Below are 16,000 nucleotides of genomic sequence, written 5' to 3'. Positions count from 1 at the left end.
GCTAATATTTCCAAAAATCTTGATGAGTAAAAGCGTGCACACATGGATCGTATTGATAAACAGCTTCTGGAGCTGATGCAAAAGGACGCGAGACTGACAACCGCAGAACTTGCGGATTTAGTTGGTCTTTCCCCCTCCCCTTGCGCAAGACGTATTAAAAGGCTGGAGAAAGAAAAGATTGTCGCGGGTTATCACGCTTCGTTAACGCGGGATAAAGTCGGCATAGCCATGACAATGTTTGTGGAAGTCAGCCTGAACAATCACCAAGTGACATCAGTAGATGATTTTGAACAAGCGATTGGTGATATGCAGGAAGTCGTCAGCTGCCACGTGGTGTCTGGTGCTTATGATTACCTACTGGAAGTGGTTGCCAAAGATCTCTCCGGCTACGAGCAATTCACCCGTAAACTGCAATGCCTACAAAACGTAAAAGACATTCATACACAGCTCGCGATTCGTAAAGTGAAAGACCGTGGGGCGTTGCCGATTTATGTCTAATAGCGCGGCTAGAGTTTAGTACGGTAATACTTCACTCGACGTTCTTTGCCCTGCATGCGATTGGTTCGTGTGTCAGTATATTTCACACCCAGTTTGTTAATCACAGACTGGGACTGCTGGTTCTCTTCCAGGTGCATGACTTCCAAATACCTCATGCCGAGGTGTTCTTTCGCAAAATCCACCAAGGCACGCGACGCTTCATAGGCATAACCGTTGCCCCAGTAAGGCACGCCTATCCAGTAACCTAGAACGCCTACGTCCTCTTCAATGCTGGGAAAACTGACGGTACCGATAAGCTGTTGATTGCTCTTCAACGTGACCGCATAGGCGACACCCCTTCCAGACTCCCACTGGCTTTGATGGGTAGCTATCCAAGACTCAGCCATATGCAATTCATACGGATGGGGAATATTGGCGGTCATATCGGCAATGCGTTTATCGCCCGCTAATTGAGCAACGATTTCACTATCTTCTTCTGCAAACGGGCGAAGGGTGAGGCGTTCAGTATCAATGTTAGGTTGGCTATTCAATTTAAACCCACTTCTTAACTCACTAATTTTTAGATGATTATTCAGTACCACAAAGAAAATGTACACCCAACTAGATAGATATCATCATTTGTTGACCATTCGACCCCCTAGTTATGGTTAAAAGCGACCTACGCGGTCCGCATTTACTGCCTTTTGCGGGCCGCGAGCGCCAAAACTGAAAATGAGGATCCAAATGATGAGCAGAGTAAAACAAGAAGTTGAACACGCGAATCAAGAATACGTCGCGAATTTTGGGGATAAAGGACAATTACAAATCCCACCGAGCCGAAAGTTTGCCGTTCTTACCTGCATGGACGCACGCCTTGACCCCGCTAAATTCGCTGGGTTATCTGAAGGCGATGCACACGTCATTCGTAACGCGGGCGGAAGGGCCAGTGACGACGCCATTCGCTCATTAGCTCTATCGCACAAGCTACTTGGAACCAACGAGTGGTTTGTCGTTCATCACACTGATTGCGGCATGCAGAAATTTGATCAGAAAACCATGGGTGATTTGCTTGAAAATAGCTTAAATACCGCCGTACATAATGGTGCAGAATGGGTCAACACAACCGAAGAAGGCGGTTCAGTTGAAGGACACTTTGTGAATTGGCTGACATTTAGTGATCTGGAAGCTAGTGTTGTTGAAGACGTAAAACGAATTAAATCAAGCTCTTTGGTGTCTAAAGATATTCCCGTTTATGGCTATGTCTTCGACTGCGAAACAGGAAGGTTGATAGAAGTCGAAGAGGCGACCAAAGCCGGCACAGCAATTTAAGAGAATTTAAGCAGAGGTGGTGGTCTTTACGTGTTGCTCTTGGAAATCAATTAATCATTAAAGGCCAACACTTCATCCGCAATCCAGCGATGCAGCATTTGCCCAAACTCAACGGACACATCGACATCAGGAAACTGCGCCTGTAGATGTGCGCCGAGATCATTGAGATTCACACCTTTCTGAATCATGGAAATAGCGGTAGATTCTAATGGCGAAATACTTCGGAAATGTGGAGAGTGCCCTTTTCGCCAAACCAGTACATCGACAGCTTGCGGTAATGGCGCAACTGTTGGTGGTGTTTCTTCTTTGTCGATGGCATGCCAGATATCAAGGGTATTACAGGTATGTGTGGTTAAGGTGAGGGTCGGCACTGCACACAACTGGATGTTTTCCGGATCAGCGGTTGCCATTGCCTGAAGTGATTCCATGGTCATTACGTCACTGTCTTCGCCGTCAAACGCTCTTCTGAGCGTCCAATCAAGTTCTGCCAACTCTGCGACTTCAAGATCATCGGGAAGCTGCTCGGCAATAAAGCTGGCAAACAAGTGACCATAGTAGCCAATATTGGTGTAAGTCGACGGGTGGGTTTGCACGTAGTCCGCAGCCAGTTGGTTAAACCAATCATCGCCCAGGTAAACCGCGGTATGTTCAAAGTTGTCACGCAAAACATCGATAAGTCGGATACGGTAAGCATTGTAGTAAATGGCTAAGCGATCTTTTGATGGCAGACTGCCTGCCCTCTCATTTACCCAGTCAGCCTCAGTGCATTGCTGGCTGAGCACGATGGTTTGGAAACTGTCCTGAAGGGATTGAAGGCTCATGCTGCACCCTCCGTTTTCAAAGCGTTTACTGCAATCTTGCGCGCGACATCCAACTCATCCAAAAGCTCACCCAAAGGTGGGACATTATCGTCACGTTCAATCATGGTCGGTACATTGCCGTAGCGGGTTAGCGCGTATTCATACAAATCCCACACACCTGCACAAACCGGATGATCATGGGTATCAATCAGGTGGTCGCCGTTGTTTTGGTGGCCGGCGAGATGGAATTGGCAGATGTGCTCTTTCGGTACACCATCGATAAACTCAAACGGTGAAAAGCCGTGGTTAAATGCGCTGACATAAATGTTGTTGATATCCAGCAAAAGCTGGCAGCCTGTTGCATTGCAAATCTCGCTCAGAAACTCCCACTCAGTCATCTCTGAATCTTTGAATTCAACATAGCTTGAGACATTTTCTACCACCAACGGACGCTTCAAAACATCCTGAGCGTGGTGAATGTTTCTCGCCACCACACCCAGCGCTTCTTGCGTGAATGGCAAGGGCATTAAATCGTGAAGTTTGCGTCCGTGGACGCCGCCCCAGCAAAGGTGATCAGACACCCACATGGGTTCGATACGCTGTTCGAGCGCTTTGAGGCGTTTGAGATAATCTTCATCCAGGCCATTGACCGAACCAATCGACATGGAAACACCATGCATGGTCATTGGATAGTCGGCGCGGATGCGGTCGAGTATGGCCAATGGCTTACCACCATTGACCATAAAGTTGTCAGAAATGACTTCCAGCCAATCGACAGGTTGTCGTGCATTCAGAAACTCGTTGTAATGCTGAGTGCGTAAACCCAGTCCAAAGCTAGAAGTCATTTCATTCACTCCAGGCAATCAATTAGAGATCAGAGATCACGCCACCTTGATCAAGGCATTCTTTCGCTTTCATCGCTTTAAAACCGTGGCCGCCACAAGCGTTTTGACCTTTGCACTGGTGCTCGGCAGTTTTACAGTCTGACTGGCCTTTACAAGAGTGGATACCGTAGCAGTGAACTTTGTCGCCAGCACCGATTGCAGCGCCGGTGCTGCCTGCTGGTGCTTCTGCGGCAAACGCGCTTGCGCTCATTGCTACTGCCAGTGCTACTGATGCGAAAGTGGCGCTCTTTTCAATCTTATTCATTGTCTGTACTCCAGTATTTGTAGGTTGGGTAACCGACAAATTGTCCATTCACGGGTGTTCGGTTACCTTGAGGTTAAGACGCATGTCTAACTCCCCCAAACAGACCCAAGCATTTTCGTGAATATTTCGCAGACGAATAAGCCTTGTGCCAAATTGAATGCTATCTCAATGTTTTATAACAATTAAAAAGTTTGAAAAATTTTCAATATGAACATGCATTCACACACGGATTTCTTAATGAAATGACTAAAAAGAGAGAATATTTGAGACTTAGAAACTGGCACCATTGACGTATCGAACGGGAAGGTTTTCGAGCGTATGTTTATCGGCCATTCGCATGTTGATCGCAATAATTTTGGCTGCGCATTTGGGCGTGGTGACATAGTGGGTAACACATCCGCAATTCGGACAGTAATGGAATTCTATATCTTCGTCTCCCCAGCAATACGTTTTGGGTGAGCTACTCCTGACCGAAACGTTCACTTCATCCAACCCGTAATAAGACCAGGCTGCCGCATATCGCCGACATATCGAGCAATTACAATGAGTCACTTCTGTGGGTGGGTATTCAGCGGAAAGCGATACATTGCCGCAGTGGCATTGGACTTGGATCAACATGTCTTCCTGCAAAACCCGACATACTGATAATCCTAGCGTTGTTAAGCTATTCGCCGCGGAAGCAGGCGCTCATTTTTCACATAAAGACAGGTCAAATTGGCTCAAATCTATTGGGGATAGTGCTGAAGCCTGGAAGTAGCCCCAAACTGACAGAGCCAACACCAAAATGGCAGGCAGCATTTGAAACACAGAGAACAGTTTACCCTGGACTCCAACTTTAATACGTGTGCGACGAAAGACCTTTGTACCTATTGGCGGAAACTGTCCCTGCATCCACCCTTTCACTCCCAATGGGACAAATAACATCGCGGGAATGAATATCGATAAAGGAAATCCGACAAAGACGAGATACCAAAAGTAGTTAACAAGCTGGATGCCAAAAATCGAATAGCAATGTGGGCGTTCAGCGAAGTTGTCTATCATTGGCAACAGCCAAAATTGCGCAGTCAGAAACAACAAAAAGCCGCCGCAACCAATCAAAATTAGTCTCAGCAGCTTTTCCCGTTTGGAGAATTCCGGTGCGTATTCGATGAGATTATTTTCCGCTCAACAATCCGTTTAATTTCTCTTGGTCCAGATGCTCCGCATAATTGGAAATAGTTGCCATCACTTCTGGATTTGTCATCAATTCCTGCATGGCGACTTTACCAACAAACTCGAATGCCTGATTCACTGCCAATGGGTTTTGATTGAAAGCAACCACCAACTCCTCAGAGCAATCTTCAATCAACAGCCGGTTGACCAAATCACCCATCACTTTGTCAGAGACGTCACGGTCTTTATCCGTCACTTTCGCAAAAGGCGCCATCTCAGGGTGTGCAGCAATCGCGAAGTACACCCACTGTGCAAGCTGTTTGCGCTCTTTGCCATTCAATGAGTCCACCATGCAAGTGGCGAAGGCATCAACATTGGCTTTCGCTGGCATAGCCAACATCATCATTGCGCTGACTGCTGCTATCGCGATTTTCTTGATCATTGTTATCGTCCTTGTTTGCATCAACTCAGACAATAGTGACGAAATTTTCGACAACCTCCTACTATAGAAAACCAAAATACACGCCAGCTCTCGTTTATATGTCCTGTTTACATTTCTAACGAGTGCCAGTGTTTAGCATGCACTAACCGTCACTTAAAGACTTTCCTAGAGATTTAAGCCAGCGTTTAACCTCTGCCGCTTCGCTGCTTAATGGCTTGTTGCTCTCATACAACAAACCGTAGTAAGAACCGTCTTTGGCAAAACCCAAAGGGCTAACTAATCGCTGTTTCTTTAGCTCATTGATCGCCAATACTTTTGGGCATATCGCCACACCCAGACCATTCACGGCCGATTCAACCATCAGAAAATGGTGATCCAGAAAACGGTATTCGCGAGGAGGTTTCGCGTCTGGGCAGAGAGCCAACCAGTCTCGCCATGCGTCTGGACGGGTTTTACTGGACAAGGCAACGTAATCACCTTGTTCAAATAACTCACGCTGTTTTTCTGTCATCACGGGGCCCATTTCTTCCTCAAACAACGGCTCGACCTTCCAACGCGGGTCAACACTGAAATCCATTCTTCGAAGCGCTAACGTGATGCCATCCCGCTTAAAGTCAAAATGCCCTCCCCCAACGGAAAGATTGATTTCAATATCTGGCCTCGCATCCTGAAACTGACTGAGATGAGGGATAAGCCAATGCATCGCCACCGAGCGCTCACAAGATAGCAACACAGGTGGTGAAGGGATTGGTGTTCGGATTTCTTCTAGTGTATCGGCAAGGTCTTCAAAGAACCCTTGCATCAATCCAAACAGTTTTTCCCCTTCAGAAGTTAGCTTTACGCCTCTTCCCACAGGCTCCAACAAACTTACTCGAATGTCCTCAGAGAGCTTGCTGACGCGGCGACTGACCGCACCATGAGTGAGGGCCAAATCGTCTGCCGCAGCCCTGACCGAACCCAGCCTGCCCACTGCCTCAAAAGCTCGCAAGTCATCCAAAGACGGGATATCTCTCCGTTTCATGTCATTCCTTAACGCTTCGGTATTTCATTTTTACTTTAGCAAAATTGGTGATTATATATCACCAATACCTGTCAGTTATTGTCGATATTCGTCAGAGCAACATTGCCTTAGCATTTCCCCATGATTTCAATGGAGGTATGCAAAGGATGAAAGTACGTATCATTGCTGACGATTTAACAAGTGCTGCAGACGCTGCCTTACCTTTCTATGAAAAGGGTAAACATTGCGAAGTGGTGCTTAATCATCACCAAAATCCAAGCGCACAAGTTGTCTCTATCGACACGAACTCTCGCAGTCTGACCGAAGAGTTGGCTTACGAGATAACCAAACAGGCAGCCGACAATACGCAAGAAAATGAACTGATCATCAAAACTATCGATTCCACGTTGCGTGGGCACATTGAAGCGGAGATCCGCGCCGCTTTTCATGCCAGTAGAAAACAGCATCTTGTTATCGCCCCCGCCTTTCCAGACGCTGGGCGCATAACCAGAGCTGGCGTTCAGTACGTTAATGGCACTCCTGTTGCTGAATCCAGTTATGGGAAAGATCCGGTACACCCTGCGCTCACATCTTCGATTGTTGAGTTGGTTCCCGCAGATATTGGCGCTATCGCGGTATTGGCGGGAGATGCTTCTTCCGAAGCCGTTAATGAGGCATTGACGAGTAACAAGGTGCTCATTCTGGATGCCGACTCTCAGCCAGCACTGGATTTATTGGTCAGTCATTTCCCAAACCCTGAAAAGATTCTTTGGGTTGGCTCGCAAGGCTTGGCTCAAGCGCTGGCCGTAAGGTTTGAGAGTCAACCCTCTGAGAGTTCGTTTCCCTTTAAGGCTTCCAGATTACTCGTGGTGATAGGCAGTGCAAACGAAGTTAGCCACCAGCAAAAGGCGCAGCTCGAATGCACATCCATTGGCTTAGAAGAACAGAATTCCCACGCGCATGAGCTCGCTATGCTCGCCGCACCATCAATAAAAAACGCAGACCCAAAAAGCGTGTTGCACAAGCTATCAAGCGAAGCAGCTCGTCTTATTACTCACGCGCGCTATGACGGATTGATCGCAACAGGCGGTGAGACTTCCCGCGCTATTTTGGATCGAATTGGCGTGACCACTATGACGCTGTGTCACCAGTTGGAGAAAGGCTTTCCGGTTTGTCACGCCGTTCTGCCCCATTCAGAAACACCTTTTTTTATTGGCATAAAAGCAGGGGGATTTGGCCAACCAGACTCCTTGAAAAATGCCATCCGTCAATTCGGATTCAACCACAAAGGAGAACGTCATGTTAGCGAATGAAAAACCGGTTGCTATTACCATGGGCGATCCTTCCGGCATCGGGCCAGAAATCATTCTGAAAGCCCTGAACAGCTCAGAACCATTGCCAAGTTGCGTGGTGATCGGAGACCTGACCGTCATCGAGTCGGCATTGGCTATCTATCAACCTCAAATGAAGCTAAATGTGGTCACTCATCCTCGTGATGCTCGACATCAACAAGGCGTTGTGAACCTGCTGGTCAGCAGTCATCTCGACAAACACCCACGCGTAGGCCGCGTACAACGTGATAGCGGAGAAGTAGCATTTAAAGCCATTTTGAAAGCCATCGAGTTAGCAAAAAATGGCGAAGTTTCTGGCGTGGTAACTGCGCCCATCAACAAAGAATCGTTAAGTCTTGCCAAGGTGCCTTACCCAGGACATACCGAGATTTTTGCAGATTACGGCGGTGCCGATGACGTGGCTATGATGCTGTTAAACGAGAGTATCAAAACCGTGCTCGTCACTGTGCATTGTTCCTTGCGAAATGCCATCGAGCAGGCTGATTTCAACGCGCAATGCCGTGCGATTGAACTGGCACATAACGCCTGCATTCAGTTTGGCATTCCTGCTCCTCGCATTGCGGTCGCGGGTCTAAACCCACACGCGGGAGAAAACGGACTTTTCGGTGATGAGGAGAAGAACATCATCAATCCCGCTATCGAATACGCAAAGCGCAAAGGCATCAATGCCTCTGGTCCATGGCCCGGAGACACTGTGTTTATGCAGGCCAGAGAAGGTAGATTCGATATCGTCGTCGCCCAATATCACGATCAGGGACTGATACCGGTGAAGTACATGGGGCTAGATGAAGGCGTGAATGTCACGCTTGGATTACCCTTTATCCGCACCAGTCCAGATCACGGAACAGGTTTCGACATTGCAGGTAAAGGCATCGCCTCACCCTCCAGCCTATTGGCATCTATCCGATGCGCCCATCAACTATCACAAAACAGAGATACACTGAACCAACCAGAGGAGAGCCATCATGAGCTTTGATTTTATCTTTATGCTGACAGAGAACGACAAAACCATCCCTGACGCGCGCGAGAGAGTAAAAGAGGTGATTGATGGCGGGGCGATACATATCGGCTTCAAAGATGTCGGTTTGCCTTTCGAAGAACTACAGTTGCTGGCTGAGGACATTCGTCAGGCAGGAGCGTTTGTTTATCTGGAAGTGGTGAGTTTGGATCAGGAAAGTGAAATCCGATCGGCGAAAGCGGCGATGACCTTGAACGTCGATTATCTGCTTGGTGGAACCAGGCCGGAACTGGTCGCTCCATTGGTGAGAAACCACCCTCTTAAGTACTACCCTTTTGCAGGAGAAATACAAGGACATCCAAGCATCCTGAGTGGCAGTGTCGAGAGCATTGCCCAGCATGCAGAAGAGATTTCAGCGATCGATGGGGTCGACGGACTAGATTTGTTGGCGTATCGTTTTTCGGGAGATGTACCCGAGTTAATGCGCAGAGTATGTGAAGCGTCATCAAAGCCGGTCATCATGGCGGGGAGTATTGATAACCAAGAGCGTATTGAGGCGGTATACCAATCAGGTGCCTCAGGCTTCACAGTGGGTACGGCGGCCTTTGCTGGTGCATTTCCATCAGAAAAGCCGGGGTTACAAGGTCAGGTCAGCGCCATCTCCAAGACATGTCTGGAAGTTCAGCAATCACCTCGACCGACTGGATAGCACCAGGAGAAACTCATTGATACCAACAAGCCTGCTTTAATGCAGGCTTGCTTCTTTCGTCCCTCGTCTAGGTCTTGAACTGCATCGTGAGTTTAGACAGCTCACTCGACTGACTGCTTAGCTGACCGCTGACATGACTGGTGGTATTGATGGCATCAGTCAATGACTGGCTCCCGCGCTTCAATTCCCTTCTTCGCTCTGTCAGGTGCTCTATCTCGCGGTGCTGGGAAGTCAGTGCCACACCAGCTTCTGCACTGAGTTGTTCCAAACCTTCAAACGTGCGGTGCATTTCACTGAGATATTGTTGAAGCTGCACACTCGCTTGCTGGTTGTTTTCACTCGCCACCTTAGTTTCACTCAATAATGAGCTTGCAGCTTCAACCTGTGAAATCAGATCGTTAATCCAGTTCCGAATGTCTCCCGTCGACTCAGACGTGCGTTTCGACAAACTACGAACTTCGTCTGCGACAACAGCAAACCCTCTGCCCTGCTCGCCAGCACGTGCGGCTTCAATAGCCGCATTGAGCGCTAACAGGTTGGTTTGTTCAGCAATGGACTCAATCACATCAGTCACCCCAGAGATTTTTTCACTGGTGGCTCTCAGAGTTTCCATCGTGATTGCCACTTTGCCAACAGAATCAACACTGTAGGCAATCGACTTCTCTGTCGCGGTCATCTGCGCCTGAAGATCACCATTGTCTTTGGCCATTTTGCCGATACATTCACGCGTGTTGTTAACTGCCGACACGATGTCTGAGGTCGCCGTTTCCATCACAGTCAAAGACTGAGCCACTTCATTGATTTGTGACTGAGTGTCTTTGTTAATGTCCGACACCCTGTGGCTCTGGCCATCGAGCGTACCGGATTGTTCATCCAACTCCCCGGTTCTGGTGTGAATGTGCGTGACGAAATGATTGAACTTCTCCAGCAAATTATTGGATGCTCGGACAATCGCTGACACTTCATCTTTGTAATGGTCTTCAAGACGTACAGTGAGATCAGATTCCGTATCAATATTGGTCAGCGCCCTCGAAATCCTATTCATACGAATGATGACGGTGTGATGCAGCCACAACATCAAGATCACAGCGACAATGGTCGCTATACCGATTGCGGCCATGATGAACATCGACTGTTGCTTTAAAAAGGCGATCAATCCACCTGCAGAAATATTTGCATATTCACGCCGCTCCGCCAGCTTCTCACTTATCGCAGCTAACATTGGATCTACAGCGGGATACAAATCAAAGTCGACCACTCGCCCAGCGTCGTAGAAGCTTTTGTCTTTAATCGCGCGGGATAACTTTATGACATAAGCATCAACTTTCTCTTTGTTTTCCGCGTTGGCGTGAACCCATTCACTAAGGGAAGGATGCTGGTAGAGTTGCTCCCAACTCGCTTGGTAATTTGCTTGGAAGCTCTCAAATTGCGGTGTGATTTCGCCCCAGAACAGGAGCTGAGCTTTAATCTTTTGAGAAAGGGTTGAGAGGTCTCGATGATCTCTTTCAAGCGCCAAGAGCGCCCATACTTCAGGAAGCTGTTCGTTCACGTATTCCGAATACGCATCGGTCGAACGGGATGAAATCCACAGCGCCAAACTGCCGAGTCCTATCGTTGACGCGAGAAAAAGTGTGAATGCCACCAGCAATCGCTGACGTACGCTCATAGTGTTTCCTTTCACTTACCTACTGCTTTTGCTGGTAAGCCTAGTAACGCTATATTTCACATTGGTTACAAATTTATCACTAAAAGCGACAGTGGACTGATATGCGATTTGAATCACATTTGAAAATTCACATACTACTTGTAAAACAATAGGCTAAAAAGCGCCCAAAGGCGCTTTTTAACCACTACCAAAGTTCTGGATTGTTCAGTGCAGGTACACAGCCTGATTCACCTGAAATGGCCTCTAAAGCTTCGCCATTTAGCGACTGTCCCAGCCAGCCTTCTGGGAAACTCAATGGCAATGGCGCTTTGATAACGTCTTCGCTGATTTGTGCAAATCCCACCTTACTGTAGAAGTTAGGATCGCCATAGGTCACCGCAATGTCGACGCCTTGGGATTTCAGGATACCCAATGCATGGTTAATCAGCGCCTGGCCAATACCTTTGCCCTGCACTTCTGTGCTCACGGCCATTGGTGAAAGCAGCTTGGCTGTTTTGTCACTCTTCAACGTGAGCGTGGAGAACATCACGCCGCCAACAATTTTTTCTTCGTCTTTGGCAATGAATACCTGTAAGTCTTGCTCAGGTGTCGTTTCCATCATCGCGCGAGCAAATACGCCAAGCATTTTTCCTGCTTCTTCACCTTCAGAGTTGGCAAATGTCGCTTGAAGCAATTCAATAATCGCTTCGACGTCGTTCTTTTGGTAAGTGGTGTAATTCATGATTAATTTTCCTTAGCGGCCTTTCTTCTTCAGTACAAAGACCTGATAACTAAATTCGTTTAAATATCGGTTGTAGATGTTCAGTTCAGTCTGAATATCCTTCAGTGCCGCAGATTCCGGCATGTCTGCTTTCAGCGCATTTACTCTTGCTTCCAAAGGTTTGAAGTAGTTTTTCCAAGCTTCTGGTGCAAGGGTAAAACTCTCTAACACTTCGTAGCCCGCTGATTTTGCCTGGGCTTCACGCTTGGCAATGGTGCCGATATCTGGGTATTCCTGTAGCCAGAATGTTTTGGTTTCGTCACTTGGCGTGTCGGTCAGCCAGACCAAATCACTTAACACCAGCACTCCCTCTTGCTTAAGTGATGGACGCCATGCTTTCAGTGCGTTTTCGACTCCCATAATGTAGGCACAGCCTTCTGCCCAAATCAGGTCAAAACTCTCAGGGTCAAAAGGCAATTCCGTCATGCTGGCATTCACTGTTGCTATGCGATCTGAAAAGCCAAGCTCTGCTGCACGCTCATTCAAGCGGCTGAGCGCAGAAGGCTCATTGTCCAGCGCGGTAATCGCTGCGTCGGTATGTTTTGCCAACACAGTCGTCGCAATGCCTTTACCACAACCAATTTCAAGCAATGTCTTCGGCGAAGACTTCACACTGCTGAGTGCACGAAGTGTTTCCTCTTCCGAACCTGGCCCCCAGCGATCCAGTGTTTCGAAAACACGCATAAAGTCAGCCATGTAGCGGTCATGTTCATTCATGTCTTTTGATAACCATTTCAAGTGCAGCGCCTCTTTTTCAATGAAGCCCTGCTTTATTAACCAATCGAGATGCGCGTCTGGCGCTATTTTGTCGACAGACTCATGCCAAGCTTTTAAGTCCCCTTCACCCAGCAGTGCTGCTAACAATTGACGTGATTGTTGTTTGTGCGCGATCTCTTCATCTAACTGCTTCAGGCGACTCTGTAGAAGCTCACGGTCAACCTTGGCATTCAGGCAAGCTTTGCATTCCTTGAGCGTTAAACCTCCAGCCTGAAGCTTCTGGATCAAACGAACACGTTGAACATCTTTGTCACTGTAAACGCGGTAACTGTTTTCCAAACGCTTACCCTGAATCAGTCCCTGCTTTTCGTAATAAAGCAGCGCCGTGCGGGATAATCCGACTAAATCCGCCAGCTCGGAAATACGGTACATGCTTGCCTCCTATGCCCATCAATGTCGCCACCTTAAACTATAAAGCTGTAGACAGGTCAATAAGAATTGTTATGCAGAAATAGAAAACGCCGACACCAAATGCCGGCGTTTGATCGATAAAATGAGGTTTAACGGTTTATCAGATCTTGTGCCAATGCCAGCGTAGACTCAGATACATCTGGCGCTTCCAGAATCTTTCGGGCAATCGATTTGTTGAGTTCTGATGGCTCGGTATTGTTGGCGAGAAAGGCGAACAGTAAATCGCGGGTAGGAGTTAAAATATCTGACGCACCAATCCTGTTTCGCAACTGCGCCTGATAGCTCTCTGAAAGCTGCAGATTCTGACTATTAGTTTCAATGCCTGAACTGATCGCTTTCACCACACCAGGGTGGTCATCATTCAACATTTTATTAAGAAGATGGGACTGCATTTCCGGGTTTCGGCTGAGCATTTTCGCCGCTACTTGCCTCTCATCTGCATACTCACTTTCCAAATATGGCACCACGCGATTATCTAGCTCTGCGTTGCCTAGATTCGCGATGGCAACGAGTTCACTGTAACCCGCCCTACTCGACGAAAGCTTGTTAGCAAGAAAGCCAGTGACTTCGTTGGTCATACGTGGATTTTGCTTACCCAAAATGCCGATATTCAGCATCGCTGTCTGTGCTAACAGGCTGTTGGAATGAGTGAGCATATCCTGAAGGGTACTGAGCGCAACCTGACTGTTCACCTCGCCCATTTTGGAGATAGACATAATTGCCCGAAGACGATCTGTCTCTCCCAAGGAGTTGTCTTCAATAATGGAAGACAGTAGGTATTCGCCTTCTTGTTCACCGGAACGTTCAAGTGCGAAGATCAGACTCGAACGCATACTGTCGGTGATATCGTCCGATACGAGAAGGTCACGGACAAAACCCCAACCTTGGCTAACCAGATAAATCCCAAGAGCCTGAGCAGTATCTAACGTTGGATTAGCATCAAATAACACCAGCGTCTCCATAAAGTTTTCGTCGGTCACTTCTAGTTCTGGCGTAGTGTCTGTGAGGGCGACTTTGTAATGACTGTTTGCTCCAGCACTATAGTTTGCCAACGTGAATAAGTTGCCTTTGGACGTGATGGGTTTGATGATAATTTGCTGATCCAGTTGAAGTTCGGAACCATCCATGACGATGGTTTTTCGCGTGCTGAGTTTTAGCCGTTGAGGAAAGAAAAAACGATCGGTCTTCAGTTGCCAAAAGTCACTGTCTTCTAGGGTTTGATAACTGGCTGAGCTGCCAATTTCAGCCGCTTTCTGTCTGCTGACCGCATTGCCGTGGATCTCGTAGAGGTAAGTGTGGGTTCCGTCCGGTAGTTGCAGACTCTGAATGCCTTCGTAGTATGAAAACTGCTGAAGTAATGCCGTCATCAAATTTAGTGGATGCATGGGCTCTAACCCCAGCATCGACACGTTACTGAAAGCGCCATCATCATACTTAAAAGTAAAACCAAGGTACGGCGGAATTTGGGTGTTCGGATCCTCTGACTCAAACTTCACATCAAATACAACGCCTTTGCTTGGGGCCCCACCCTCCATATCAAGCTCAAAACTCAAAGCATTGGTAAAATCTGCTAATAGCGTTTGAGAGGTTGAAAGCTTTGAGTTCACTATTGCCTTATATGCCCTGACAGAAGGTATTTCTTCCCCATCTTGCGGGATGGAGTCGGCTTCACTGTCGTTTAGCTTCATATATTCAGTAGATTGTGTGACAGTGTCACTATTGGTGTTGTTAGAAAATGTAATATTGGTTGTCTGTACTTCTGGCTCGGTATCAAACCATACGAAAGATGCTGCCAGCGCAGAGCAGGCAATTAGAGAAATAAGAATAATATTCCTGTTCATGACTTATCCATTGAAGAAATAGGAGGCACTAATGCGCCCCCATAAATATTATTTATTAAAAGATCATAAATATTATTAATTAGAAGTAAGCCGTTTTTTCATAAATCGTATGTTCAAATTCGTAAATCGGCGACCAACTAATTAAGTCAGTTTCTGCATAAAATATCCGCGCAAGGCCAAATAGTTTAACGTCGCAGTACAAACCAATTTTACCGTTACCACCTTTTGCACTTGCATCCCATTTCAGCTTGGTATAGTACTGGTAATCTTTTGTTTGATCACACTCACAATCCGGTTCGTAGGAAATACCAGCTTCAGCGTAAGCCTTCGTTCCCGCATTAATTAAAGTCAGCGAGCCCTTTACGCCTTTTTCAACGGTTTTAAATAAGAGATTTAAGCTGGCATAGCCTTTCGCCGTCGCATCTCCAGAAATAAAGGGACGAACACTGGCATAGACAAAGTCTGGACGACGCTGGCCATTGATTTCGATGGGTTTGTTAGGCTTATCGAAACCACCAACCTCAAGACCTGCTGCAAAATCAGCCCCAACTTTTAACGCCGCGCCGACTTTCACTCCGAGGCGAAACACGCCTGCTGGATCGATAGGCACCTCGGGAATAGGCACTTCTGCTTCTGCCACTGTGTGACTGATTGTGCGATTGATATCAGCACGTAACAGGGCGTCACACGTTGGGCTCAGAGATAACGGAACGTCACTGCCTACGCTGAGTGAAAGATGCAAACCACGCACGCAATTCAGTTCTTCAGGATTAAAGTTCAAGTCAACACCGCCAAGCACAGAACCCAAAGTGGTGTTGTGGGGTCCCACTGTCACTTTGAACTCATTGTCGGTATTACCAATCACTTTCCCCCCGGTAAACTCCACATAACCAAAACCCTTACGTGTTTCCACGAAGTTTTTCACCACGTTGTGTGTGTTAGCACGATGTGATTTGTTAAGTACCTGCCCCGCGTAGAGGCCCACTGCCTGAGTTTGAAAAGATGAAACCGAGAGTACCGCTGCACAGAGCAGACCCCCTATCTTCCTAATCTTCATCATAATTTCCTAATATTATTAAAATGTAACTTGGATTTTGCCTCAAAAATTCAAGGCAAAAAAAATGTAATCCACAAAAGGGAAAAAAGTGCCGAATGAAGATGCTTTTAGAATTAATTG

General features: G+C 47.3%; 17 protein-coding genes. 5 read left to right on the top strand and 12 right to left on the bottom strand.

What is annotated here, in order from left to right:
* The first annotated feature begins 42 nt into the window (after positions 1 to 42).
* Entirely contained in the window at positions 43 to 498 is a 456-nt protein-coding gene (locus D515_RS09500) for an Lrp/AsnC family transcriptional regulator (protein WP_002538050.1), read from the top strand.
* Between the two features lie 8 nt (positions 499 to 506).
* On the opposite strand, the gene D515_RS09495 is transcribed toward D515_RS09500, so the two are convergent.
* The gene (locus D515_RS09495) at positions 507 to 1,028 is read right to left on the bottom strand and encodes a GNAT family N-acetyltransferase (RefSeq protein WP_039849864.1); all 522 of its coding nucleotides are present in this window, start codon (positions 1,026 to 1,028) and stop codon (positions 507 to 509) included.
* Between the two features lie 193 nt (positions 1,029 to 1,221).
* Between D515_RS09495 and D515_RS09490 the strand changes: the two genes are divergently transcribed.
* A complete protein-coding gene (locus D515_RS09490; protein WP_002538047.1) occupies positions 1,222 to 1,806 on the top strand; it encodes a beta-class carbonic anhydrase in 585 nt (194 codons plus the stop codon).
* Between the two features lie 50 nt (positions 1,807 to 1,856).
* Here D515_RS09490 and D515_RS09485 read toward each other — a convergent pair whose 3' ends face one another.
* The 6 genes from D515_RS09485 to D515_RS09460 all read right to left on the bottom strand — a co-directional run bounded on the left by D515_RS09485 (position 1,857) and on the right by D515_RS09460 (position 6,370).
* A complete protein-coding gene (locus tag D515_RS09485; protein ID WP_002538046.1) occupies positions 1,857 to 2,627 on the bottom strand; it encodes an HvfC/BufC N-terminal domain-containing protein in 771 nt (256 codons plus the stop codon).
* Positions 2,624 to 3,451, bottom strand: coding sequence for an MNIO family bufferin maturase (gene bufB, locus D515_RS09480; protein WP_002538045.1), 828 nt, complete (start codon positions 3,449 to 3,451; stop codon positions 2,624 to 2,626). Before bufB ends, D515_RS09485 begins: the two co-directional genes overlap by 4 nt.
* A 22-nt stretch (positions 3,452 to 3,473) precedes the next feature.
* Positions 3,474 to 3,755 (bottom strand): BufA2 family periplasmic bufferin-type metallophore, encoded by a 282-nt coding sequence (gene bufA2 / locus D515_RS09475; protein ID WP_002538044.1) that lies wholly within the window; start codon positions 3,753 to 3,755, stop codon positions 3,474 to 3,476.
* 270 nt (positions 3,756 to 4,025) lie between these two features.
* Entirely contained in the window at positions 4,026 to 4,373 is a 348-nt protein-coding gene (locus tag D515_RS26055) for a GFA family protein (RefSeq protein WP_338035031.1), read from the bottom strand.
* 535 nt (positions 4,374 to 4,908) lie between these two features.
* Positions 4,909 to 5,349, bottom strand: coding sequence for a hypothetical protein (locus tag D515_RS09465; protein ID WP_002538040.1), 441 nt, complete (start codon positions 5,347 to 5,349; stop codon positions 4,909 to 4,911).
* Between the two features lie 142 nt (positions 5,350 to 5,491).
* Positions 5,492 to 6,370, bottom strand: a complete 879-nt coding sequence (locus tag D515_RS09460; RefSeq protein ID WP_002538038.1) for a LysR substrate-binding domain-containing protein — start codon at positions 6,368 to 6,370, stop codon at positions 5,492 to 5,494.
* Between the two features lie 146 nt (positions 6,371 to 6,516).
* Between D515_RS09460 and D515_RS09455 the strand changes: the two genes are divergently transcribed.
* The 3 genes from D515_RS09455 to D515_RS25990 are packed head-to-tail and all read left to right on the top strand — an operon-like array spanning position 6,517 to position 9,368.
* On the top strand, positions 6,517 to 7,662 hold the full coding sequence (locus D515_RS09455) for a four-carbon acid sugar kinase family protein (protein ID WP_002538037.1): 1,146 nt from the start codon (positions 6,517 to 6,519) through the stop codon (positions 7,660 to 7,662).
* Entirely contained in the window at positions 7,649 to 8,677 is a 1,029-nt protein-coding gene (gene pdxA / locus D515_RS25995; protein ID WP_039849851.1) for a 4-hydroxythreonine-4-phosphate dehydrogenase PdxA, read from the top strand. Before D515_RS09455 ends, pdxA begins: the two co-directional genes overlap by 14 nt.
* On the top strand, positions 8,667 to 9,368 hold the full coding sequence (locus tag D515_RS25990) for a beta/alpha barrel domain-containing protein (protein WP_002538036.1): 702 nt from the start codon (positions 8,667 to 8,669) through the stop codon (positions 9,366 to 9,368). Before pdxA ends, D515_RS25990 begins: the two co-directional genes overlap by 11 nt.
* Before the next feature lie 67 nt (positions 9,369 to 9,435).
* Here D515_RS25990 and D515_RS09440 read toward each other — a convergent pair whose 3' ends face one another.
* The 5 genes from D515_RS09440 to D515_RS09420 all read right to left on the bottom strand — a co-directional run bounded on the left by D515_RS09440 (position 9,436) and on the right by D515_RS09420 (position 15,880).
* Positions 9,436 to 11,034 carry a methyl-accepting chemotaxis protein gene (locus D515_RS09440; protein ID WP_002538035.1) on the bottom strand — a complete coding sequence of 533 codons (1,599 nt, stop codon included), beginning with the start codon at positions 11,032 to 11,034 and terminating at the stop codon, positions 9,436 to 9,438.
* Between the two features lie 184 nt (positions 11,035 to 11,218).
* Complete coding sequence (locus tag D515_RS09435) at positions 11,219 to 11,755, bottom strand: GNAT family N-acetyltransferase (RefSeq protein ID WP_002538034.1); 537 nt, start codon at positions 11,753 to 11,755, stop codon at positions 11,219 to 11,221.
* 12 nt (positions 11,756 to 11,767) lie between these two features.
* Positions 11,768 to 12,943, bottom strand: a complete 1,176-nt coding sequence (locus D515_RS09430; RefSeq protein ID WP_002538033.1) for a MerR family transcriptional regulator — start codon at positions 12,941 to 12,943, stop codon at positions 11,768 to 11,770.
* Between the two features lie 128 nt (positions 12,944 to 13,071).
* Positions 13,072 to 14,823, bottom strand: coding sequence for a HEAT repeat domain-containing protein (locus tag D515_RS09425; RefSeq protein ID WP_002538031.1), 1,752 nt, complete (start codon positions 14,821 to 14,823; stop codon positions 13,072 to 13,074).
* A gap of 79 nt (positions 14,824 to 14,902) precedes the next feature.
* The gene (locus D515_RS09420) at positions 14,903 to 15,880 is read right to left on the bottom strand and encodes a hypothetical protein (RefSeq protein WP_039849850.1); all 978 of its coding nucleotides are present in this window, start codon (positions 15,878 to 15,880) and stop codon (positions 14,903 to 14,905) included.
* Between the last annotated feature and the right edge of the window lie 120 nt (positions 15,881 to 16,000).

It is taken from the genome of Grimontia indica (assembly GCF_000333895.2).
Taxonomy (GTDB): Bacteria; Pseudomonadota; Gammaproteobacteria; order Enterobacterales; family Vibrionaceae; genus Enterovibrio; species Enterovibrio indicus.
The sequence above is the reverse complement of the archived record's forward strand: the minus strand, read 5'-3'. Positions and strand labels throughout refer to the sequence as shown.